General features: G+C 60.6%; 16 protein-coding genes. 3 read left to right on the top strand and 13 right to left on the bottom strand.

Annotated elements, in window-relative coordinates; all coding sequences use genetic code 11:
* Positions 1–67: 67 nt before the first annotated feature.
* The 4 genes from ACFO3S_RS09490 to ACFO3S_RS09475 all read right to left on the bottom strand — a co-directional run bounded on the left by ACFO3S_RS09490 (position 68) and on the right by ACFO3S_RS09475 (position 3,430).
* On the bottom strand, positions 68–730 hold the full coding sequence (locus tag ACFO3S_RS09490) for a hypothetical protein (RefSeq protein ID WP_378094736.1): 663 nt from the start codon (positions 728–730) through the stop codon (positions 68–70).
* Between the two features lie 129 nt (positions 731–859).
* Entirely contained in the window at positions 860–1,039 is a 180-nt protein-coding gene (locus tag ACFO3S_RS09485) for a response regulator (protein ID WP_378094734.1), read from the bottom strand.
* 162 nt (positions 1,040–1,201) lie between these two features.
* Positions 1,202–2,164, bottom strand: coding sequence for an alpha/beta fold hydrolase (locus ACFO3S_RS09480; protein ID WP_378094732.1), 963 nt, complete (start codon positions 2,162–2,164; stop codon positions 1,202–1,204).
* 69 nt (positions 2,165–2,233) lie between these two features.
* Positions 2,234–3,430 (bottom strand): ROK family protein, encoded by a 1,197-nt coding sequence (locus ACFO3S_RS09475; RefSeq protein ID WP_378095034.1) that lies wholly within the window; start codon positions 3,428–3,430, stop codon positions 2,234–2,236.
* 338 nt (positions 3,431–3,768) lie between these two features.
* On the opposite strand from ACFO3S_RS09475, the gene ACFO3S_RS09470 reads away from it, so the two are divergent.
* The 3 genes from ACFO3S_RS09470 (at position 3,769) to ACFO3S_RS09460 (ending at position 5,964) form a co-directional block, all read left to right on the top strand.
* Positions 3,769–4,377, top strand: coding sequence for a chromate transporter (locus ACFO3S_RS09470; protein WP_378094730.1), 609 nt, complete (start codon positions 3,769–3,771; stop codon positions 4,375–4,377).
* A gap of 24 nt (positions 4,378–4,401) precedes the next feature.
* Positions 4,402–4,941, top strand: a complete 540-nt coding sequence (locus ACFO3S_RS09465) for a chromate transporter (RefSeq protein ID WP_378094728.1) — start codon at positions 4,402–4,404, stop codon at positions 4,939–4,941.
* Between the two features lie 207 nt (positions 4,942–5,148).
* Complete coding sequence (locus tag ACFO3S_RS09460; protein WP_465251400.1) at positions 5,149–5,964, top strand: formylglycine-generating enzyme family protein; 816 nt, start codon at positions 5,149–5,151, stop codon at positions 5,962–5,964.
* A 290-nt stretch (positions 5,965–6,254) separates the two neighbouring features.
* On the opposite strand, the gene ACFO3S_RS09455 is transcribed toward ACFO3S_RS09460, so the two are convergent.
* The 9 genes from ACFO3S_RS09455 to ACFO3S_RS09415 all read right to left on the bottom strand — a co-directional run bounded on the left by ACFO3S_RS09455 (position 6,255) and on the right by ACFO3S_RS09415 (position 22,464).
* Complete coding sequence (locus ACFO3S_RS09455; RefSeq protein ID WP_378094726.1) at positions 6,255–7,124, bottom strand: sugar phosphate isomerase/epimerase family protein; 870 nt, start codon at positions 7,122–7,124, stop codon at positions 6,255–6,257.
* Positions 7,121–8,116, bottom strand: a complete 996-nt coding sequence (locus ACFO3S_RS09450; protein ID WP_378094724.1) for a Gfo/Idh/MocA family protein — start codon at positions 8,114–8,116, stop codon at positions 7,121–7,123. The genes ACFO3S_RS09455 and ACFO3S_RS09450 overlap by 4 nt, the downstream gene beginning before the upstream one ends.
* Before the next feature lie 268 nt (positions 8,117–8,384).
* On the bottom strand, positions 8,385–9,152 hold the full coding sequence (locus ACFO3S_RS09445) for a DeoR/GlpR family DNA-binding transcription regulator (RefSeq protein ID WP_378094722.1): 768 nt from the start codon (positions 9,150–9,152) through the stop codon (positions 8,385–8,387).
* Between the two features lie 54 nt (positions 9,153–9,206).
* Positions 9,207–10,253, bottom strand: coding sequence for an aldose 1-epimerase family protein (locus ACFO3S_RS09440; RefSeq protein WP_378094720.1), 1,047 nt, complete (start codon positions 10,251–10,253; stop codon positions 9,207–9,209).
* 20 nt (positions 10,254–10,273) lie between these two features.
* On the bottom strand, positions 10,274–10,825 hold the full coding sequence (locus ACFO3S_RS09435) for a D-lyxose/D-mannose family sugar isomerase (protein ID WP_378094719.1): 552 nt from the start codon (positions 10,823–10,825) through the stop codon (positions 10,274–10,276).
* A gap of 13 nt (positions 10,826–10,838) precedes the next feature.
* Complete coding sequence (locus tag ACFO3S_RS09430; RefSeq protein ID WP_378094717.1) at positions 10,839–12,056, bottom strand: carbohydrate kinase family protein; 1,218 nt, start codon at positions 12,054–12,056, stop codon at positions 10,839–10,841.
* A complete protein-coding gene (locus ACFO3S_RS09425) occupies positions 12,053–13,219 on the bottom strand; it encodes a Gfo/Idh/MocA family protein (RefSeq protein WP_378094715.1) in 1,167 nt (388 codons plus the stop codon). Before ACFO3S_RS09425 ends, ACFO3S_RS09430 begins: the two co-directional genes overlap by 4 nt.
* Positions 13,219–14,064, bottom strand: coding sequence for a class I fructose-bisphosphate aldolase (locus ACFO3S_RS09420; protein ID WP_378094713.1), 846 nt, complete (start codon positions 14,062–14,064; stop codon positions 13,219–13,221). The genes ACFO3S_RS09425 and ACFO3S_RS09420 overlap by 1 nt, the downstream gene beginning before the upstream one ends.
* A 210-nt stretch (positions 14,065–14,274) precedes the next feature.
* The gene (locus tag ACFO3S_RS09415) at positions 14,275–22,464 is read right to left on the bottom strand and encodes a cadherin-like beta sandwich domain-containing protein (protein WP_378094711.1); all 8,190 of its coding nucleotides are present in this window, start codon (positions 22,462–22,464) and stop codon (positions 14,275–14,277) included.
* Positions 22,465–22,596: the final 132 nt, after the last annotated feature.

The following is a 22,596-nucleotide window of genomic DNA, read 5'->3' as shown; positions in this document are numbered from 1 at the left end:
CTGCACCGCCCTTTCTTTTGCCGATTTCCTTCAAGCGGGCAGACCTGCTTCGGCGACAGCCTCTGCCCTATTCGACGATAATCCGGATGGCGCTCGTCTGCGCCGGGTAGGACTCGTTGACCAGCCCCGTCGTCCAGGCTTTCGCCTCCCGGCCTACGAGCGACTTGTCCACCTCGAGCACCGTCTGTTCGTCAGCCGCGAGCAATTGCCCGTCCGCCGTCAAGCCGACCCAATACGCTTCGGGCATGTCCGAGCTGCCGATTTTCTTGCTCTCGTTGACAATTAATACCCGCTGATCTTCGACGGATGTGATCTTGCCGGTCACATGAGGCTCGACCTCGCAGCAGTCCCGTACGGAAATCTGCACCGGGAACGTCTCTCCGGCCAACTCGAACAGACTCGCCTTGAACGCTTCGAGCTCTTCCTCGCTTGGGCTCTTCTCCACATTTCCGTAAGGACGGACTTCTATGACGATTCCGTCGTCGGTCGAATAAACGAATTGCAGCGCGAGAGCATGCTTCTCCTTGAGCAACTCCCATTGCCCGGTCAACCGGTCCTGGATCGCTTCCAGCCGAGCCGATGACGAAGCCGGAGCGTCGGGCGCTACCAACGACGGCGACGGCGATGGCGCGGCGTCGGCTGAAGGCGCAGCTCCAGGCTCGAAAACCGGCGAACGCGCCCCGCAGCCGCTTAGCAGCGCCGCCAGTAAAATGAGAACCATCATTTTCATTTCTTGACCTCCCCGTGTCAGGCGAACCCTACTGTCCATCAGACGAACCTTCGGCCAGGAAGGTTGCACCGCCTCGCGGGAGCGCCGTAAGCGGCACGAACGATTCGGACCTTTCCGCGTCCCGTTCGCTCAGCTCTTTCTCGCCGGCGTAAGCTCGATGCGCCGGGCATCCATTCGCAAATAGTCGATAGCTTCGAACCCGTTCAGCGCGGTTTCGACGGCGGCGATGTTCAGATCCGAAGCAAGCAGGAAGCTTCGGATGCCGACGCTTGCCCGCAGCTCGTCGTCCACGACCAATCTTTCGTACATTCCATTCCCCCCGCTTTGCGAACTGCATGGATGTCCCATCTCCAGCTTAAGGCACCGGCCGCGCTTTGGCGATGATCTAATCCCGGGGGAAAGTGACCGATTCTCGCTTTATTCCGTCAGCCGCGGGCCATGCAGGAAGAAGCCCTCGAAGTGCGCGGGGCCTTATTGATCGCCCAGTAAAAAGCGGATCGTCTGATCCGTCGAGCCTGGCAGATGCTCGTGGCCGAAATCCGGATAGATGACCAGCCGCTTCGGAGCGATTATTTTGTTATAGGCCGCGAACTGCGTGGACGGCGGGCATACGGTGTCCATCAGTCCGACGAACATCAGCACCTCGCCGCGGATACGGTTCGCCAGAAACTGCAGGTCGATGTAGCCGAGCTTGGTGAAAATTTCGTCCTCGCGTTCGTGCAGCGGATCGAAGTGGCGGAAGTACGTCCTCAGCTCCTGGTAAGCGTCCTTCGCCAAGTCCATCTCCCACGTCCGCTTGTAATCGCACAGGAACGGGAAGATCGGAGCCAGCTTCTTCACTCTCGGCTCCAGAGCCGCGCAAGCGATCGTCAACGCGCCGCCCTGGGATCCGCCCGCCGCGTATACGCGCTCCGGATCGACTTCGGGCAGCTCCATCGCAATGCCGGCCAGCTGGGCGGCATCCAGGAAAATGTGGCGGAAAAGCAAGTGATCCTCGTGGTCGCTCAGCCCGCGAATAATGTGGCCTTGATGAGTGGTGCCCTTGACGCCCCCGACGTCCTCGGAGGAACCGCCCTGTCCGCGGCAATCCATCGCCAGAACGGAAAACCCGAGCGAAGCGTAAGCAAGCTTATCGGACCAATCGCCAGCATGTCCGGTATATCCGTGAAACAGCACGACTGCGGGGTGAGGCTCGGCCGCATGGCGCGGGCGCACGTACTTCGCATGGATGCGCGCGCCGCGGACGCCCGTGAAATACAGATCGAAGCATTCCGCCGACGGCGTCTGGAACGCGCTGGGCACGAGCTCGACCTGAGCGTCTGCGGCCCGCATCTCTACAAGCGCTCTCTCCCAATAGGCGTCGAAATCGGCCGGGCGGGGATTGGTGCCGGAATACTCTTTCAGTTTCTCAAGCGGCATGTCGACTAAAGGCATGGACAGAACATTCCTTTCGGCTTAGATGGAGTATATAACGTCTTCCTCCACATGTTACCACATCAAGCCTCAGATCGGCATTCTCTTCCATACCATAAGCGCGGCGCCGGTCGCGACCGCGTCCTCCCGCAACTCGCCCTTGGTGAACGCAGGCTCGTACTCCGGATAGTAGTAGACGTTTTTGCGCGCCACGCCGATCGCCGTCTCGTAGAAGCGGTCGTGCGAATTGATCAGCGCTCCGCCGAGAACGACCGTCTCGGGATGCAGCATATTGATCATATTGGCCAGTCCGATCCCCAGATAGGAGGCGGCTTGCCTGAACAGCTCCTCGACGTCCGCATTGTTCTGCCGGAGCTCCTGCAGCAGAAGCTCGTAGCCGATTTTGTCGGGCGCGATCCGCAGCTTGTCCGCCCATCCCGCTCCGCTGATCTTCGCCCGGGATTGCGCCAGCCTTTCCAGCGCCTGCACGGACACGAACGCCTCGAGCGCGCCGAAATTGCCGTCGTCGCTCAGCCTTGGCCCGTCCGTCTGGATGATCATCTGGCCAATCGCGCCCTCCATGTCCAACGATCCGTGGATAATCTCCCCGTTGGACATCATGGCCGAGCGCAGGCCGACGCCGGCGTGCACATACAGCATATGCCTCGGTCGGGCATGGCGCATCGCCCACTGCTCTCCCATTAAAGCGGCGTTGGCTCCGTTCTCCAGCTCCGCGCGAAACCCGGTTCTCTCTTCGATCATTCGGCAGATCGGCACGTCCACCCATCCCGGCGAAGGGAAATACCGCGGCTTCACAATAACCCCGCTCTCCCGGTCCAGCGGGCCAACGGCGCCGATCCCGACCCCGACGACCTGGGCGGGTTCGATCTTGTGATCGTTCAGAATGGCCTTCATATTCGCGGCCACATGTTCGACGACGCGCTCCGGCGTCATCGCCTCGTCCATGCGCCAGCGCGTAAACGACATCGGATTCATCCGCACGTCGAAAAAACCGAGAGAGGAGGAAAAGCGGGAAATCTCCAGGCCGAAGAAATAACCGAATTCCGGGTTGGTCTCGTACAGAATCGGCCTTCTTCCGCCGCTGGACGGCCCAAGCCCCGAGGCCAGGATCAGCTTCTCCTCCATCATCTCCTCCAGCAGACGGGTCATCGTGCTGCTGGTCATCGCATAACGGGCGAGCAGCTCGGCCTTGGAGACGGCGCCCTGCTCCGCGATATGGGAATATACAAGCCGTTTAGGCGTCGGCAAGCCGCCGCTTCGCTGCATAGTCACGATCCTTCCTCGCTTATCCAAGCAAAAACGCCCTCGGCGTTCTCTAGACGCGGAATCGCGTTTTTGTCGGAGGTGATTCAGATCAGGATAGCGATTTTTATACTTCCTGAATCACCAAGTAACCGCATTGGAAATCTATTAAACCATTATACCTTATTTCTGTTTCCCAGACTACTATAGCCCATTCTCCCCTCCACAACTTTAGATTAATATGGAATTAAGTAAAATCAATACACCGTATAAAAAGACGTTATAGTTCAAAATTCCTTAAACTTAATTCCAAAATGAAATAAAGATGATATACTAGAGGAGAAATGAAAGGAGGGTCCCTTATGAGTGCCAACTGGAAGCTTATCGGCTCGCTGTTCGCAACCTTTTTGAAAATGGGACCTTTTACGTTCGGCGGGGGCTATGCTCTCATTCCGGTCATCGAAAAGGAAATCGTGGAAAAACGCAAATGGCTGCAGAGCGAGGAGGTGGCCGACATCGTAGCGGTATCCGGCTCCGTTCCCGGAGCGGTCGCGGTGAACTCCGCCACGCTCATCGGGTATCGGATTGCCGGCGTCGGCGGCGCGCTGTCCGCGCTGCTCGGCATTTTCCTGCCTACGTTCGCCTTGATGATCGGCCTCTCACTCGTGTACATTCAACTAAAGGACAACCCGAAGATCGAAGCCGCCTTCCTGTCCATTCGAGCGACAGTCGTAGCCATGATCGTCTATGCCGCGATCAAGATCGGGAAGACCGCCGTTGTCGATTTCGCCTCCGGTTCGCTGGCGGCCATCGCCGTCTGTCTGCTGATTTTCGGAGAAAGCTTCCTGCATCCGGCCTGGCTGATCGTCTTCGGCGCGCTTGCGGGCGTCGTCGTCGTGAAGGTCCGGGCGCTGCTGGGCAGAAAAACAAAGCTCGAGGAGAAGGAACCCGTCTACGACTACATGATCTAAACTCGACGATAATGGGGAATGGGTATGCTTATCGATTTGTTCTTGACGTTTTTCATGGTCGGTCTCGTCTCCTTCGGAGGCGGCTACGCCATGATTCCGCTCATCCGGGAAGAAGTGATCCATCGCCACCAGTGGATGGACCCGGCCCAGCTGGCGGACATCGTCGCCGTCGCCGGCATGTCTCCCGGACCGATCGCGACCAATATCGCGGTAGCCGTCGGCTACCATCAGGCCGGACCAATCGGCGCGGTCGTCGCTTCTCTGGCGATGATCCTTCCTTCTCTGGCCTTGATTCTCGCTGCGGGCAAGCTTCTGATGCGCTACCGCGACAATCGGCTGGTGAAGTCGTCCTTCTTCGGCCTGCGTCCGGTAGTGGCCGGCATGATCGTCTACGCCGCGATCGTCTTCGCTCAGAATTCCGGTATGACGACGACGTTCGATTGGCGGACGTGGAGCCAGATTTTGATCTTCGCCGGGTCGCTGTTCGCTCTCGTTTATTTGCACAAGCATCCATTTACCGTCGTGCTGCTTTCCGGGCTCGTCGGGATCGCGGTATACGGATAAGCCGCCGCATTCCAGAACTCACGAAAGGAACTGATCCGATTGGAATTGGAACAACAGCCGATTAAAGCTTGCTGCGCGGCCCGTCGGAGCGAAGGCCCCGCTCCGGCCGAGCCCGCAGCGCCGCCGACCGACTCACAGCCGATCTCCGCCATCGCCTCGCAAAACCCCGAAGAGGGGCTCCTTTGGCTGCCGGGCGGCGAATTCGTCATGGGAACGAACTCCCGCGAAGGGTTTCCTTCGGACGGGGAAGGACCGGAGCGTCTCGTGAGCGTCGATCCTTTCTATATCTCGCCGTATGCCGTAACGAACGCGCAGTTCCGGCAGTTTGCGGAGGAGACGGGCTACGTGACCGAAGCCGAGCGTTTCGGCTGGTCGTACGTCTTCCATCTGTTCGTCTCCGATGAGACGAAGCGTCTGGTGTCCGGCGCGCCGCAGGAGGCGCCCTGGTGGTACGCCGTGAACGGCGCCTACTGGGCGAAGCCCGAAGGCCCGGACTCCGACATTAAGGATCGAATGAACCATCCGGTCGTCCACGTCTCGTGGCACGACGCGGAAGCTTATTGCAAGTGGTCCGGGCAGCGCCTGCCGACCGAAGCGGAATGGGAGTATGCCGCAAGGGGAGGCCTGGAGCGCAAAACGTATCCGTGGGGAGATCTGCTCAAGCCGGACGGAGAGCATCGCTGCAACATCTGGCAGGGAAAATTCCCGGTCAAGAACAACGCGAGCGATGGTTACGAAGGAACGGCTCCCGTCGATGAGTACAAGCCTAACGGCTACGGCTTGTACAACATGTCCGGCAACGTGTGGGAATGGTGCGCGGATTGGTTCAGTCCGTCCTATCATCGGGCAACCCCGAGCGACAACCCGCGGTTCGAGCAGCCTACAGGCAGACGTTCGATGCGGGGCGGCTCTTATCTATGCCATCGTTCTTATTGCAACCGATACCGCGTTGCGGCGAGAAGCAGCAACACCCCGGACAGCTCCACCGGCAACGCCGGATTTCGGGTCGCGCTCTCTCCCTGAGACGGGGAGAATTCCGAGTCCGGGGCTTCGCGTTCGCGCAAAATTCGAAACGGCCGCATCATGACGGCGAATACGGGAAAAAATGAACAGGGCTGCCCTCCGCAGAAGACCGTATCTTGTACGCTCCCTACTTGAGGGACAGCCCTCATAGGATGCCCCGGGCGCCGCGCTCCGTTCCAACCGGGGTCCAGTCCCGCCGTTGCGCCAATCGTCTGCTTCAGCCCGTTCCGGTCGGGTGACGGCTCCGCCGAGCGCCGGAGCTGTACGGGCATGGCGGATACCGGTCCGGCTTACTTGAAGTACTTGGCCAAATGGGCGGCCGCCTTCACGATGCCTTGGCGCTCGGCTTCGGCCGTCCCCCAGTAGCGGTGATCCTCCAGTTCGATGCCGATCGCGCCGCGGTAGCCCGCCCGTTCAAGACGGACGGCCACCTTCCCCCAGTCCACCTCTCCGTGACCCGGGATCGTGTAGCGCCACGAGCCTTCCGAGAAGCCATACTTCGCGCCGAAGGTTGCCGGCAGCGTCCCGCATTCGTACAGCTCGTCGTGCAAAATTTCCGTATCCTTGCCGTGGCAGTGGTTGACGCGCTCTCCGAACTCGGACAGCGCCCTTACATAGTCGATGCCGAGACGGACGAGATGGGACGGATCGTAGTTCAGGCCGAAATGCTTGGACGGGATCGCCTCGAACATCGCCCGCCACATCTCCGGCGTACAGCCGAGCGTCGGATAGTGCGGCGCCGGCCCCGGCCAGCCCTCAATAGCGATATAAACGCCCCTTCGTTCGGCGTGGGCCACCAAATCCGGGAACATCTCCTTCCAGATCGCGAAGCCCTCGGCGCGGGGAAGCGCCGCGTCCTCCGGCACCAGGCACATGAACATCACCGTGCCTCCGAGAGCGGCCATCTCGTCCATCTGCTTCTTCAACGAGGCGGCGGCGTCCGCGCGCCGAGCCTCGTCACGGCTGAGCAGAGACGATACTTGCCGGGCGTCCACCGAACCGATTCCGATTCCCGCTCGCTCGCACGCCTCCTTCACTTCGGGCGTCAGCTCCGGCACGTCCAGCGTGTCGAGACCGGCCTGCGCGGCCCATGCGGCAACGGCGCCGATCCCTTCCTTCCCGATCTGGGGAGGAATTCTCATTCCGATCGATAAATTCATGCTAGCCCCTCCTTGCTTGCGTCGGCATCCCCGGCCGGGGAATAGCCCGCCGCTTCATAGACCATCTCCGACAGCTTAACGACCCGATAGGCGAATTCGCCGCTGACCGCCACGTCCTGTCTGCCCAGAATGGCATCGACGAAGCTCTTGTCCTGGTTCGTCGTCTGCGGCGGAAGCTCGGGAACGATCGGTTCCTGGCGCAGACGGCGAAGCGTGATCTTCCCGTTGTCGTAGAAGATGCCGCCGGCTTCGCCGCAGAAGGCGTACGTCTCGTGCCAGCACGGCGCGTAGCCGACCAGGTTCAGTCCGCCGATCGCGCCCTCCGCAAAGCGGATCGCGGTGAATGTATCGATCTCCACCGGAGAGCCCTGCCTGTGCATCTGCGTCTTGACCTCGACCGGCGTCAGTCCCGTCGTCCACAGCAGCACATCGATAATATGGCTCCCGGAGTCCATCAGAAAGCCGCCGCCCGACAGCGCCGGATTCTGCCTCCAGGTGCCGGGAGTTCCCTGTCTCCACTCCTGGTACAGCGAAGCGGTGACCGACGTCAGCTTGCCGATCTCGCCGCGTTCGATCGCCTCTTTAATATAAAGAAACTCCGGCTGAAAATGACGCTGGTACGACACCTGCAGTATTTTCCCCGATCGCTTCGCCGTCTCGATCAGCCGTTCGGCTTCCGCGGAGCTGCAAGTCATCGGCTTCTCGATCAGCGCGTGCAGCCCCTTGTTCAGCGCATCCGTCGCCTGCTCGTAATGCAGCGTATGCGGGGAGCAGATGACGACGGCGTCAAGCTCGGCCTCCTCCAGCATCGTGCGATAATCCGCGAACTGCGCCGCCTCGCGCAAACCGAACTTCCCGACAAACTTGCCCCTGCTCGCCTCGCTCGTGTCCGTAATCGCGACAATCTCGACCTCGGGCAGCTCCAACAGCTGCCTTCCGTGCCACTCCGCGATTCCGCCCGTGCCGATCATGCCGATACGCAATCTGCTCATCTTTAGCCCTCCACCTATCAGGATTCGGATTTGACAAGATCAGGGTATCAGATCGCACCGGCTCTGTGTATCCACAAACGCGACATCGGTATACGATATTAGCCCTCGATCGCCCCCAAGAAAGGTCCTCGCCGAACCGGCAGCGGCGGGCGATGCAAGCCAAAACGCCTTCGGCGGCCTCTAGACTCAGAATCGCGTTTTTGTTGAAAAAGACGTCTCCCTGCCGGCTAGCGCGCCGTAGGAAGACGTCCGTCTGAGCTGAAGCGATTTATTCCGCGACCTCCAGCAGCACGCCGGATTCCCGGCAAGCGAGCGCAAGCGGCTCGTCGGGCTCCCGATCGGTGACGATCCGCTGCACGCCGGACAAAGGCGCGAACGAGATCAGCATCTTCGTGCCGAACTTCGAGCGATCCGCGACGATCGTCGTCTCGGTAGCCTGGCGGACGGCAAGCTGCTTAATCTCCGCCTCGTAGATGTTGGAATTGCTGAAGCCGTGCTCTACGGTAACGCCGGTCGTGCCGAGGAAGGCGCGGTGGAAGGCCATCCCGGCTATGCTCTGCACCGCAAGCGGCCCGGAGAGGGAATGCGTCGCCTCCAAGTACATGCCCCCCGTCATCATGACGGGAATCTGCTTGCCGGAAAGCTCGGATACGACGGTAAGCGAGTTGGTCACGACGGTAATGCTCATTCCGTGCGGCAGGTACCGGGCAATCTGGGAAGTCGTCGTGCCTCCGTCGATAAAGACCGATTCCCCCGGCTTGATCAGCGCCGCCGCATGACGGCCGATTCTCGCCTTCTCCTCCGACAGCAGGCCGACCCGCTCCTGGAGCGCCACGTCCCTGCCGACGAAGATCACTCCGCCGAACGTTCTCTTGACCTCTCCGGTCTCCTCCAGCTTCTCAAGGTCGCGGCGAATCGTCATCTCCGTAACGCCGTACGTATCCTTCAGGACCGACACCCGAACCTCGCCCTCGCGGGAAATCTGTTCAAGCATCTGCTGCTGCCTTGCATTTAAGCTGTAGTAATTCCCTTTCATTGCCGCACGGCCTCCCGATCGTCCCATTCGATATGCCTCTATTATCGCTTTCCGTTATACGACATTCAACTCCAAGCGATAGTCGACCGATTGACCGGGCGCAAGAACGAGCGGCCCCCCGCGGAGACGCTCCGCCTCTCTCCCTTCGACACGGCAATTAGACGGCTCCAGGCCGAGAACGTGCTCGCCCGCTCCGGGCATCCGCCACTGGACGAGCAGCGGCAGCGTATCCGCCGACCAGCGAAGGACGACTTCGGTCGCCCTCGAGCCCGCAGCCGCCGGAAAATCAGGCTGAACGATCCTCGCCTCGGCCATGCCGTCTTCGCCGATCCCCTCGCGCATCAAGGTATGGTAAAATACCGTTTCTTCGGCATCGGGATCCGGCGCTTCCCATGAGGTGCAGCTGTCCATCGGAGCCGAGCCTCCGGCGCGAATTTTGCGCTCGGCCTCGGGAAGACGGATTTCCGTTCGCTCGCCCAGCAGGGGAAATCCGAAATTGAAATGGTAGAGCATCATGTGCTCGGCGGGCCGAAAGCCGAAATTCTCTACCCGGTCCCGTATCTCGATACGATTGTCGCCCAGCTTGCCGGACAGTTCCCTCGTCAGCCTCAGCTTGCTTCCGAAGATCGCCGTTTCCTCCACAACGCCGAACACGCTCCAGTGCAGCTCGTCCCCGACCCACTCCTCGCGGATGCCGACGCTGCGGGCCGGGGTATGATGCGCCCGGCCGTGCAGACCGTAGCTGCCGGTCTCATCCTGCGAAGGGGGACCGACGTGGGTTAGCCCGCAGGTCATCAGCAGTCCGCCCGAAGCCGTGCGCAGCCAGCCCGTTCCTTGCGGCTCGTAGTATGCCGGATGCGCGTCGCCGCCCGGTGCCTGCCAGGAGATCGGCGTTCCCCAGAGCCGGGCCTGCGAGACGTCCATCCCCTTGGAAGGGACGATCTCAAGCGACAGTCCGGCACCCGTCCGCACTTCGATCAGTTCCGTGCCCGCTTCCTTACCTTCCGTCAGCATCAGCCTCCGGACGCCGCCGATCTGCGCGACGCTGCCGAGGCGCGCTTCGATTTCCCTTCTCGTCCATCGTCTGCCATACAGCCTCATGGCGGCCTCACCTTCTCCCGTCAGTCTTCGACGATGCGGGGCATTCTTTCGATTCTCGGATCGGTGAACAGATCGAACTCGTCCCGGCTTGTGCTGGAAAATTCGGAGACGATCGCGCCTTCCGGCCCCCCCTGGAACCAATGCTTCGTATTGGGCGGAATCGTATACTGCTCGCCCGGCTTAAGCACGATCTCATGGAAAACGGTGTAGTAGGGCTCGCTCCCCGCCGGCACGGCGGCCTGCGGAGAAGCGGCCGGCTCTCCTTCCACGTACAGGTAGACGAGCCCCCGGCGACAGCGGAACGTCTCCATTTTGCCCGGTTCGCCGCCTACCGGCGGGTGCAGATGCTCCGGGCACGTCTGGCGTGGAAAGAGCACCAGATCCTTGGCGCAGTAACGATCCGTGTTTACGTACGTCACCAGCTCCAGCCCCTGCTGCTCCAGCTGGTCCAGCCCGAACCCGGCCACTTCGATGCTTTCCCGTTCGGCATCGGTCAACACGATGCCGGCAGAAGCCAGCAGCTCCGCCGTCCGTTCCTGAGCCCTCTTCACTTCGCTTCGCTTTATCGGCATAATAGTCTCCTCCTCATTCTCCGGCTTCGCGGAACCAGATTCCGCTCGCGGGCTCTCTAGACCAGCCGGGCAGCGGCAGGTCCGTCTCCCGCTGCGGCCAGCCGGCGGCGATTCTCCGCTGCAAGCCGTCCCAATCCGGAATGCCGCTCACCGCGTCGGCCCGTTCCACGTTAAACGCGCCGGTCCCCACCGCCGCCAGCACCGTCTCCTCGACCGTCAGTCCCTGAAGCAAGCCGGCCAGAAACCCGGCGATCGTGCAGTCCCCGGCCCCCGTCGTACCCTCGACCTCGACCCGGAAGCACGGCGCGTACAGCTCGCGGGCCTGCCAGCTCTCGTCCGGCGCGCCTGGTCCCATCGCGCGCAGTCGTTCGGCGCTGCCCGTCGTACGCACGTACAGGCCGCGATCCCCCAGCTTGATCGCGACGACCGCCGTTCCCATGCCGAGCAGCTCCTCCGCAAGCTCGGCCAGCAGCGGTCCGTCCGCATAGGCGAGCAGCTCGGCCGAGCCCCTGCGCTCCGACAGCTCGCGATAACGTTGAGGCTGGAGCATATACAGAATCTCCTCGAAGCTCGGCAGGAAGATGTCCACGTACGGCAGCGCTCGCCGCAGAATCGTCCTCCAGTCGGCCCGTCCGGCAGGCGAATCGGGATCGGGCCGCGCCAGATCGAGCGACACGGTCGGCCCCCGCGATTTCGCCAAGGCGAGCAGCCGTTCCAGTTCGGCCCCGTCCTCCTCGTACATCCGCTTCATCAGCGGCGGATAACCGTAATGGAACAGCCGGACTCCGTCCAGCTTCTCGGCCGGCACGTCGTCCGCCGAGAACGTATCGTTGGCGCCTGTGCAGTGCAGGAAGATGCGATCGACTCCCGGCGGATTGATGACGATCGTATACGAGCTGGATTCTCCGGGAGCGACGATCATGCCTTCGGCAAGCATTTCGCCGCTGTCGCGAAGAATGGACAAAATCATGCCGCCGATCAGGTCGTCTCCGACCTTGCCCATCAATGTCACAGGAAAGCCAAGCCGATGCAGGGCGATTCCGGTATTCGACACGGCGCCGCCCGTGGACAGGGCGGCCGCTCCGACGTCGATCAGCTTGCCGGGAACAAGCAGCTCCCCGACGCTGCGAGCCGGCGCCTCGGCGCCGCGAATCGCCGGAATCATATCCAGACAGATATGGCCGGCTACGACAACCTCGCCTTCCGCTGCGGGGGATCGGCGCTTGCTCACGCCCCGTTCCCCCAATCGACGACTGCCGTCCCGCCCGTCTTATGCGATTCGAGCGCGGCGGTGAACAGGCGATGGCTCCCGGCAGCCTCTTCCGGCAGCGCGCATGCGAACGGCTGCTGCATCCCTTCCCTGCCGTGAACGACCTCGTCGCAGAACGCCGCCCACATCTGCAGAATCGAATCGGAGAAGCCGAATTCGAAGATCCCTCCGGTAATCGTGCCGTAGGCCGACTTGTACGGAGCATCTACAACATGCCAGGCCTGCGGCCCGCCGGGCGCGTAAGGAAGTGACGCCACCTGCTTCGGATTTTTGGTTGTGAATTCGGCGGACATCTCGGTGCCTTGAATGCGGATAAACCACGTATTCGCGTGTCCGGGAGCGATACGCTTCATCGACAGCACCATCGGGAACTGCTGATCGGACGTCTTCACGTCGCAGGCGAGAATGGCGTTGTCCCACGTCTCGCACGGCGCCATGCCGCCCTTGCCGTCGGGCCGCTCGTCGACGATCTTGGACAGCAGCGCGCGCACGCTGGCCGGCCTCCAGCCGAAGCGGAGCGGCAGATGAAGCACGTGCAGACCGAGGTCGCCCATGCAGCCGTACTCTCCGTTCGTCGCGATCCGGCGCTTCCAGTTGATCGGCTTCGTCGGGTCGAGGTCGCTCGAATGCCAGAAGCCCGCCTCCACCTCGATGATCCGCCCGAACCGGCCCTCGTTCACCCATTGGGCGATCTGCAGCGCGCCGGGGAAAAACGGAAACTCCGAGGAACTGCGCACGACGACCTGAGGATTTTCCCGGATGGCCGCCATAATCGCCTCGTTCGCCTGCCGGTCGATGCCGAACGGCTTCTCTCCGAGCAAGTGCTTGCCTGCTCGGATAATATCGATATAGATCTGCTCGTGCAGGTGGTGCGGAACCGCGCAGTAGATTGCCTCTACCGCAGGATCGGCTAGCAGCTCCTGATAGTCCGTATACGCCTTCTCCACGCTCGGAACGTTGTCCTGAAACCACTGCGTCGCTGTCGGATTCGCATCGCAAACCGCGACGATGCGCGGCTCGAAGTCGACGCCGGTCAGATGACACCAGCGCGCCGCCGCGCTGGCGAACTCCTTGCCCATCAATCCGCAGCCGATCACGCCGAACGGTACGACCGTTTTCGCCATTATCCTTGCGCTCCCTTCAGTATCGCAAGCGCCTCTTCAGCCCCGGCTCCCTCGTGCACGATGCTCATCAAGGCCGAGGTCATCGCGCCCGGCTTCGGATGCTGCACGACGTTGCGTCCGTAGACGATGCCGGATGCGCCCTGCTTCATCAGCTCGACGGTCCGGTTCAAGATTTCCTCGTCGCTGGCGCGCCCTCCTCCCCGCACGAGCACCGGAATGCCGGATGCCACTTCGATCACCCGGTGGTATTCGGTGACGTCGTCGCAAGGATCGGCTTTGATGACGTCCGCGCCCAGCTCGACGGCCTGCCGGACGAGCGGCATAATTTTGCGGATGTCCCCGTCCACCATATAGCCGCCCTTCTCTTCGTTAGGCAGCATGACGAGCGGCTCGACCATCAGCGGCATTCCGTATTTGTCGCTCTCCGTCTTGAGCAGCGAGACGTTGCGCACGCACTGATGGTGCAGCTCCGGCTGGTTCGGAAGCAGCAGCAGGTTAATGCATACTGCGACCGCGTCCAACTGAACCGCCTGCTCGATCCCGCGGTCGATCACTTCGCTGAACAGATAGCGGGGCAGCGTGCTTCCGTAGATGTTGGCGGCGTCCATGCGAAGCACGAGACCCGGCTTCTGCTTGCCCGGAATTTCCTGAAGCCATCTGGCCTGGCCCGTGCTGAGCTGGATGCAGTCGGGACCGGCCTGAACGACCGTCTCGACGGCGCTCTTCATATTCTCAATGCCGGGAAGAAAGGAATTTTCGTTGAAGAAGCCGTGATCGATCGCAACATCGAAGCATTTGCCCTGCTTGCTGAACATTCGGTTAAGACGAGGTTTGAACGAGGCCATGAGATGAACTCCTTTGCTTATAAAATGTTTGTTTGTAACATAATATTAAATCAAACGAACATAAATGTCGAGAAGAATTTGAAAGGAACGTTTGCGAACGGGCCAAGCGCGCGGCCATAACCTTCTCGCCGAAGGCTGTATTTCGTTTCCCGGAGCCGGAAAGATAAAAGCCCGTGGAACCTCTTCGGTCCACGGGCTTGCCAGCTATCCTTATCTATTGCGGATTGGCTTCACTTGTACGCCGCCCTCTTCCGACACCATTACCGTGCCGGAGGCGGATTCGATCTCGCGAATCGCCCAGTGGCCCGGCTGAACGTCCGGCCAAGAGGAGGCCGAAACGGGGACCGTAGGCCTCTCGAGCAGTTGGTTCAGCACCCGTACCGCTTCCGCGCGGGTCAAGCTGCGGTCCGGACGGAACGTGCCGTCCGGATAGCCTTTCAGAACGCCGGACTGCAGCGTTTTGCCGATTGCGCCTGCCGCCCAATGTCCTTCCGCATCGCCAGGGACGTCAGGCTCAACCTGGCCTATCCCGTCCGGCGGGAGCAGCCTCGCCACGATGCTGGCCATCTCCGCGCGGGTAACGGCGGACTCCGGACGGAACATCTCGTTGTTGTCGCCGCGCATCAGCCCGGAACGCTGCATAGACGCGATTGCTTCAGCGGCCCAGTGCGCGGCTGCGACATCCTTATAGCCCGAGGCTTCCCCGACCGCCGTTCCTGCGCCCAAGCCGAGACGATGCAGGATAGCGGCGAATTCGGAACGCTTGATCGATTGCGACGGACGGAAAGTACCGTCCGGGTAACCCGTCAAGTAAGGCATCAGCGTTTCGGAAGCCGCACTGTCCCCGCCCACCTGCAGGAGAGTGAACGTGCTGAATTTATTCACTTCGATCGCGACGCCGGCCTCGCCAGCCGAATTGCTGCGAAACTCTCCCGCGGCGATCGCTTTCTCCCCGTCGCTATGTTCGATATATACGACCGGTTCCCAAGACGGCTTTCCGGAGGAAGGCAGTTGCAAACCGTTCAGCCTGAAGAGGAGCTCGGTCTTGTATCCGGTGTAATTGGTTTCGATCATGACCGGCTGTCCGAGCACGGATACCGGCCGTTCTCCGGCCGCTTCCCTGACCGGCGCTGCTTTCAGCGCGCGCGCGGTCACCGCGTCCGCCTCGTTCGGCGCAACGATCGGAACGACCCGGAAATACGCGTCCGTTCCTTTGTCGGCGAGCCGCTGCAGCGTAGCGGCGCTCAGATCGATGACGGCCTCGGGCAGGACGATCTGCAGCGACATGCCGCCATTCGCGAGCACATCGAGCGCGCCTGCACTCAAGTTGACCAGACGTTCGTTGGCCGGATCTTCGGGCAGGTCGGTCAGTTGAATGAGAGCAAGTTTATCCTGATCCCGTTCCGCCGCTTTCGCCAAGATGGACCGCGCTTTCTCCGCATCCAGCTTCACCGTGTCGATCGCGGCACCGTCCGGCGTGCGGGTCCGTACGATCGGAATCGGAACGGTCCAGTCCCCGGCGCCGCCGGTAATCGTCGATTGGCGGATAACTTCCGTCGGAACGGAGCCTCCCCCTCCTCCTTCTCCGGCGCTCACCCTCGTCACGTCGATCGAATACGTCTGCGAAGCGGTCCGATCCGCGGATTCAACTTGAACTTTGATCGTATTCAGGCCTATCGTCAGGCGAGGAGAAAAATCGCCGCCTCCCTCCAGGGATTCGCCCATGACCGTGACCATGGCTTGAGGATCGCCTGATACCGCAGTAACGGTCACGCTGCCGCCGCTTACTTTCTTCGCCGTGCCGTAGTTCAGCCTGTACGGCGAGAAGTCGCCGTCCAGTCCGGCGCTCGCTTCCAAGCTGTCCAGCAGCGGCGGCGCAACGGGCGCCGCCTTCTGGCGCACGGCGTTCAGCGTATAGAGGCGCGAGCTTTCGTCCTGCGCGAGAACCTCGACGGCGACGGACAGGCTTTCCCCGCCGAACGGAAGAGTTATCGGTCCGTCCGTGATGTCTTTCCCGTTCACGCGAACTGCGGCGCTCGAATGCTGAGCGACCGGCTGAAGCGTCAGTTCCGAAGCTCCCGCCGGAACGAGAAGCCGGTATTCCGTCACGCTCGGATCGAAGGCCGGCCTAAGCTCTGCGCCGGCCGTGGCCAGCTGCTGCAGATCGGCATTGCCGCTCGCTTCACGCCATATGACGACCTGATACGTGCGTGTTTCCGATTGGTCCGGCGAGACGACCGCGACCGGGATCGGATTTTCTCCCGAAAGCAAGGCGATCGGTTGAGAAGCTTGCCCGCTCTGAACGATCTGCCCGTTGACCGCAATTCCCGATCCGGGCATCAGCGCGCTCGGCGTTAGGACGATCTCGTCTACTTCGTCGTTCACATACGCATAGTACGTTTCTTCCGCCCCGGTGAACGTCGGCGCTTGAATCTCCGCACCGGACGATGTCTTCAGCGTCAATCCGTTTAAGAGCGCCGCGCCCGAGCCGGCGTCGAGCTGAAGCGTGAAGGTCTTGTCCGGTTCGTTGCCGGCCGGCTGCACCCCGATATAAACCGTTTTTCCTCCGCTCGGCACCGCTACCTCTACATATCCGTTTGCCGTAAGCGGCTGGCCGTCGATCGTCACCACAGATGAGGCCGCCATCGGCACCGCGTAGACGCGCACTTTTTCCGATTCCGCCAATGCCTGATAGGAACCCGTTCCGAATGGATAAGGCCCGGTCATGACCCCTCCGCCGATCGTCAACGCGGCGAGGTCGCCGGGGTACTCCGCCCAGGCGCCTGCGGTATCCTTCAATGCCTCGAAGCCGTAAACCGTCTCGTTGCCGGCCGCGTCGGTCGCCGTAATCGCGAGTTGAACTCGCTCCGCACCCGCGTCCCAGGCAAGCGGGACGTAATAGACGAAACGGCCTTCGTCGTCCAGCGGCACTCGGACACCGGCGATATCCAGCTCCGCTCCGACTTCCGTTTGACCGACAATCAGGATTTTCCCGGAGCCGTCCACCGTACCGTTTAGCGAGATCGGTGCTCCCGTCGCGTCGTCGCCGCCGGAAGCGATAAGCAGAGGCTTCGTGCGATCGACGACAAGCCTGCGGAATTCCATGCTGCGATCGCCTCGTTCATTCGTCGCTTCGAGAAGCAAGCTGTATTCCCGCTCTTGCAGAGCGCTTGCTCCCAGCAGACCGTTCAGATCGAAAGCATGCGAGCCGTTAGCCGGCACCTGGACGCTGTCCAAGATTTGTCCGTCTACCGTCAGTTCAAGCTCAACCGACTGGTTGGAAGCCACCTTAAGCTCCGCTTGTTCGGCAGCGGTAATCAACAACGTCCCGTCGCTGCCGTCATAAGCTTTGTAGTCGCGGCTGACGACCGGGTGCGCCCCCGCGTCCACGCCGATTTCGAGCTCGGCCGGCTGCGGCGCCACCAGCGTAAACGCGGTGCTGTCGGACATCGGGCTCACCGCAAGCCGTCCGTCCCGGCTGCCGACGGCTGTGACGGCCACCGTATAGTCGGCGTTCACCGGAAGACCCGAGATCACCGCTTGCTGTGCGGCTCCGGGTTGCGGTTCAATATCCAGGAGCGGCGTTGCGGGCAGGCCTTCTGCGCCTTCGCCGATCCAAATCCGGTATTTATCCACCTGCCCGGATACGGACGCAAAGCTCAAGGTCGCTTCCCCGTTCCCGGCGGATACAATCTGCGGTGCGCCCGGCGCCGCCAGCGCATACGCCGACTTCACTTCCACCGCGCCTTCCGCGATCGCGTAGGCCGGCGCTTCGTCCTCGCTTGCCGCCATGACCGAAATCGAGTAAGTGCCCGGGACCGTCCCTGCGGGAATGTCAATCACCTTGCTGCCGGAAGCCGCCAATCCTTCGGCCAGCACCTCTCCGACGAAAGACTCGCCGCCATCGGTGAGCATGACTTTCGCTTCGGTGCCGGGGGCGGCGTGCTCCGTGGACCAATCGACCCGTACCCGGTTATCCGCGCCGGCTACCGCCGTTACGGAAGCTTTCACTTCGGGAAGCGGAATGAGCTTCTGAATGTCCACTTCTACGCTCTTCTTGTTCTGTATCGTCCACTTGCCGGCCGGCGCGTTCAATAGTGTAACGTACAGATGATCGCGACCGTCGATCGCGGGGGTCGGCGTATCGACCCGCGGCGCATCCAGCGGGTCTCCTCCCGAAGCTGAGTCCGGTATCCTGTCCGATGCCGGCTGCAGATAAGCGTTGCCGCTCGGATCGGTGAAATTCAGCGCGTAGGTTTTGCCGCTCGGGTCCAAAATGACCGTTGCGGCGCCGCCGCCGCCGATAGACAGCATGTAATCGCCTTTCTCCGTCAATTCCACGACTTTGGAGTAGCGACCTTCGTCCAGCAGAGGCTTGATCGACTTGAATTTCCTGCTCGACTTGTAGGCTGCCACGCTGACGAAGCCGCTTCCGACCGCCTTCCATTGTCCCTTCAGATCTAATCCGTCCAACCAAACGGTCATTTTGGCTTGGGACTCGTCGTATACGACATTCATTCCGCTCTTGCCCGAGTCCGGCTGCAGCGGGTACGGTTCGCCGTTTGGCGCATATAAAATCGTATTTTCGTCCGCTCCGTAGATCTCCACAATAGCCTGTCCGTTCGAGATGCCGGGCAGTTCGAACGCCGATGGATACGTCTTGGCCTCTGTCCACGCCTTCAGTTCATCCGTCGACGTTGAGCTAGGCACGCGTCCAATCCGTACCGACGACGGGCTCTCGTCCGACACGACCAGCCAAGTCCCCGCTTCCGCCGCGCCGATCAGCGCGTGCTGAACGCCGTCGGCGTCCCGGAAAGCGTTCCATCCCGGCTGCCCTTGCGCCGTCTGCAAATAATACGGCCGCCCATCCGGCTTATAGACGATGGCGTCGGACGATCCGGCATTCACCGACAAGGCGAAGGAGCCCCGCTCCGCTAGATAGGCGGCATAGACCGGCCTTTCGGGCGTCTGCTCCCACACCTGCGCCAATTGCTCCAGCGCCAGCGACCGATTCGCGAACAGCAATTCGTTCACACGGATCCGGCTGTCGCTTCCCGCGGTCAGCTTCCAGTCGCCCTTGGCAAGCGATGCGCGCAAATAGGTGCTATCCGTGTCTGCGCGATAAACGATTTCCGTCCCCGCCGTAATTGCGGCATTCGGCTTGTCCTCAGAGGACGACTTCAAGACGGCATCCCGCTGGTCGCCCGACAAGACGATCAGCGCCTCGAACGATCGGCTGGCTTGGAAACCGAAAGTCGTCCGCCCGCCGTTCGCGTCCGCCTTCGCCGATATCGGCGGTGTCCGGTCGACCGCGGTCAATTGCCCGTCCGCGATTTTGGCCGCCGCATCCGGCTCCGCATCCGAAATCGGTTGAGCCGCGAGGCTGACCGGGGTCAGTTCGTACACCCGCTCCATCTCCCCGGCCGCTGAGAGAAGCGTTGCCCGGTCGAACTGTTCGAAATCGAAGCCCTTCGCCCAGTCGTCTGCCGACGCAAGTCGGAAGCGCATGTCTTCGGTCGGATGATAGAGGAAGAGTTCCTCCAAAATATCCCCGAGAGGCGCGACCTTATCGAAGAAATCGCTAATGCCGTTGAGGAAATCCAAACCTTTCTCCCACCACGATTTTTTGGGAGGCTCGGCCTCTACCTCGAACAGGATCGTATTGTTGGCGAACGTATACGAGACTCGCGCCCCGACGCCGTTATGCTTGAGCACGCCGATCATCTGCTTCTCGTTGACGCTCAACACCACGTCGCGCACCGTCGCCCCGCCGATACGCGGGATGCCCTTAGGCACGTGTACGGTCGCTTTAATCGCTCCGCTGTACCCCTTCTTGTTGAAGGAATAAGCCCCGACCGTCCCCTTGATCACGTCGAAGGCGTTGATGTCGCCCGACGTGATGAACCCGGGCTGAGAGAAGCTCTTCAGGCCCGCGATGGACGGGTTGACGACGGCTTGCAGTTTCATTTGCTTGACCGCCAGCCAGTAATAATACTCGATGCCGCTTGCCTCCATGCCGAACGGGGTCAACTCGACAGCGATATTGTCTGTCCCTAGCAAATTGAATTTATACGCGGCGGACGGATGCTTCAGTTGAGGGACCAGAACGTCCGTTACCGAACCGTCTATGCGGAACCGCTGAGGAATTTGCGTCTTCCCGGCCAAGTTGCCCACGCTGCCGAATAAGTAGTCGATCTGCAAGCCCGTCGAAGCGAAGTTCGCCTTTTTGAACGTATCGAAGCTGATCTCGTCCAGACGTCCCTGCTTGAGGGCCATGTACAGATCGAAGCCGATGCTCGTGCCCGGAAGGCCGCCTTTGCCGTTTAGGCTGACATAAGGGAAACGGCTGTCGATGACGAACTTCGTATTGGACGCGTCGATGGGTCCCAGCTTAAAGGACTTGTTCAGATCATAGGTGCCAATAAGATCGAACCGGTTGTTGCGATACTGCAGCGCGTCTATCGGAACCGTGCCGGAAACTTTCTGATTGCCCGCCGAGAAGCCGAGCTCCAGTTGGCCGGCCAAATTCAGCCCGCCTTTGACGAAAGTTATGGAGCTGATCTTAAACGGCATATTCAGCCTCAAATAGTCGATCGCTTCCCCGCCGTTCGAAGCTAGGGAAAATTGGTCCGACGTGAAGGAAAACGCTCCTTCGTACAACGGATAAGGCGCCGTCGCTCCTTGAACGGAGGCATTGACGAACAGTCGGCCTTCGCCGCGAACGACTGTTTTTCCGTCCGTGCCGCTCTTGTCCACCTCGAGGCTGCTTCCTTTGAACAGAACGTTCCCGTTCAGAGTAACAACCTCATCGGGATCGTTCAGTTTATACACGCCAGGTGCGGTAGGCGTCTCGGTGAAGGGACCTTGCACCGTCAGGACGCTTAACTCGTTTCCGGACGAAGTGCTAGGCACTTCAATGAGATCGAAGCTGCGCGGCTTGTAGAAGTCAGTGTTGACGATCGTCAGGCCCTCCAACTCCTCGGTCGCGGGATCGTCGGCGATGACAAAGTTAGGAAACGTGCTATGGTTCAAATGAACCTCGTAGGAGCCGGGAGAGAGGTCCGCCTCCCAGAACAGCTCTACTTGACTGTTATTGACGATGTTGAAGGTCAGAGGAGTAACGCTGTCTCCGTTCTGCAAATAAAAAGAGGCTTCGCTTAGAGGCTTGCGCAGCAAATTCGTGATGCCTTCCCCTACGGCGACGATTCTCTTCTTGTCTCTGATGTGAACAACGGAAGGACCGACGCGATCGAACCGCAAATCGTCGCCAATAACCGATCCGTCGTTATCCATGATGAAACGCTTGATATCCGTATAGGATGTGCCGGCCCCGCTCGACGCGTAACCGCGGAGTTCATACTCCTTGTGCCACTGAAGTCCGGTCAGCACGGACGTAAACGAACCTTTTGTATTCGGATCTCCCACTTCATACGGCTTCTGGATCCAAGTTTCCGTGCCTGCCTCCGTATAGGGACGGTACTCGACACCGCGGGAGAAAACCGCCTGGCTGCCGAGGGAATAGACGCTGGTGATGACGCTGACGGTATCGTTGACGCGATCCGGGTCGATATAAACGGTCGGCCCTGTGATCAGTTCGATGCCGGGCGGCCTTTGCGGAATGACGTATTCGAGATAGTTAAAGGTGTTGCCGGACGAGTAGATAATGCTGCCGTCCGGCAGAATCGCAAGCCCGCCGTTGCTGGGAATGCTCGGAATTCCAGCGATCTCCTCGAAAGCGGCTCCGGCTCCCGAGGCCAGATCGTCGCTGGAGACTCTGTAAAATTTATTCCATTCGTCCTGAACGTATAAGTCGCCATCCTGGGAAAAAACCATCCCCACAATCGTCCTGGTGAACCCATTGACCATTTCCGTAACCGGCGAACCTCCCTTCCCCACTTTGATAATGGTAGGACTGGAAATATTCCGATTGTTGGCAACATACAGATTGCCTTCCGAATCAAACGCCGTGGCGTACAGGAACATGGTATTGTTTGAGTCAAATGTAGCATAAACCGACGCGGTCGATCCGTCTACCGGCAAGCCGGCCGTCAAGGACGAAGCCGGGATTTTATACACCTTGGGATCGCTGTCCCGCGTGTAGAAAAGGTCTCCGTCGATATTCAAGGCGACGCTCATGACATAAGAGACGTTTGTCACGACCGTCTCGACCGCCGAATTCGCTAATGAAGTTCTCGTGATCGCGGGATTGGATGCGTCCACCCGATGCGCCGCATAGACAAACCCTCCATGATAGTCGATCTCCCGCGGCCCCGGGGCCGCAGGAATCGGATCCCGGGGAGCCGCATTCGCTCCCGGCGCTAAATAAGCCAAGAAAAGAGACACAGCCAAAATAAAGCTTAACGACACTTGAACAGCCTTGTTGAACATAGATGATCTCATCGCTTGCCTCCGTATGTAGAATAAACACGCTTTTTGTCGCAATGTATCCTAATTATAGGAGGGAGCTCTAAACATATAATAAACATCTCGCTGCAGCGAAAGGGAAAAGCCCGGTCCGCTCGGCATCGCCGA

Source organism: Cohnella hongkongensis (assembly GCF_042654645.1).
Taxonomy (GTDB): domain Bacteria; phylum Bacillota; class Bacilli; order Paenibacillales; family Paenibacillaceae; genus Cohnella; species Cohnella hongkongensis.
This window is presented reverse-complemented; position numbering and strand designations above follow the sequence as displayed.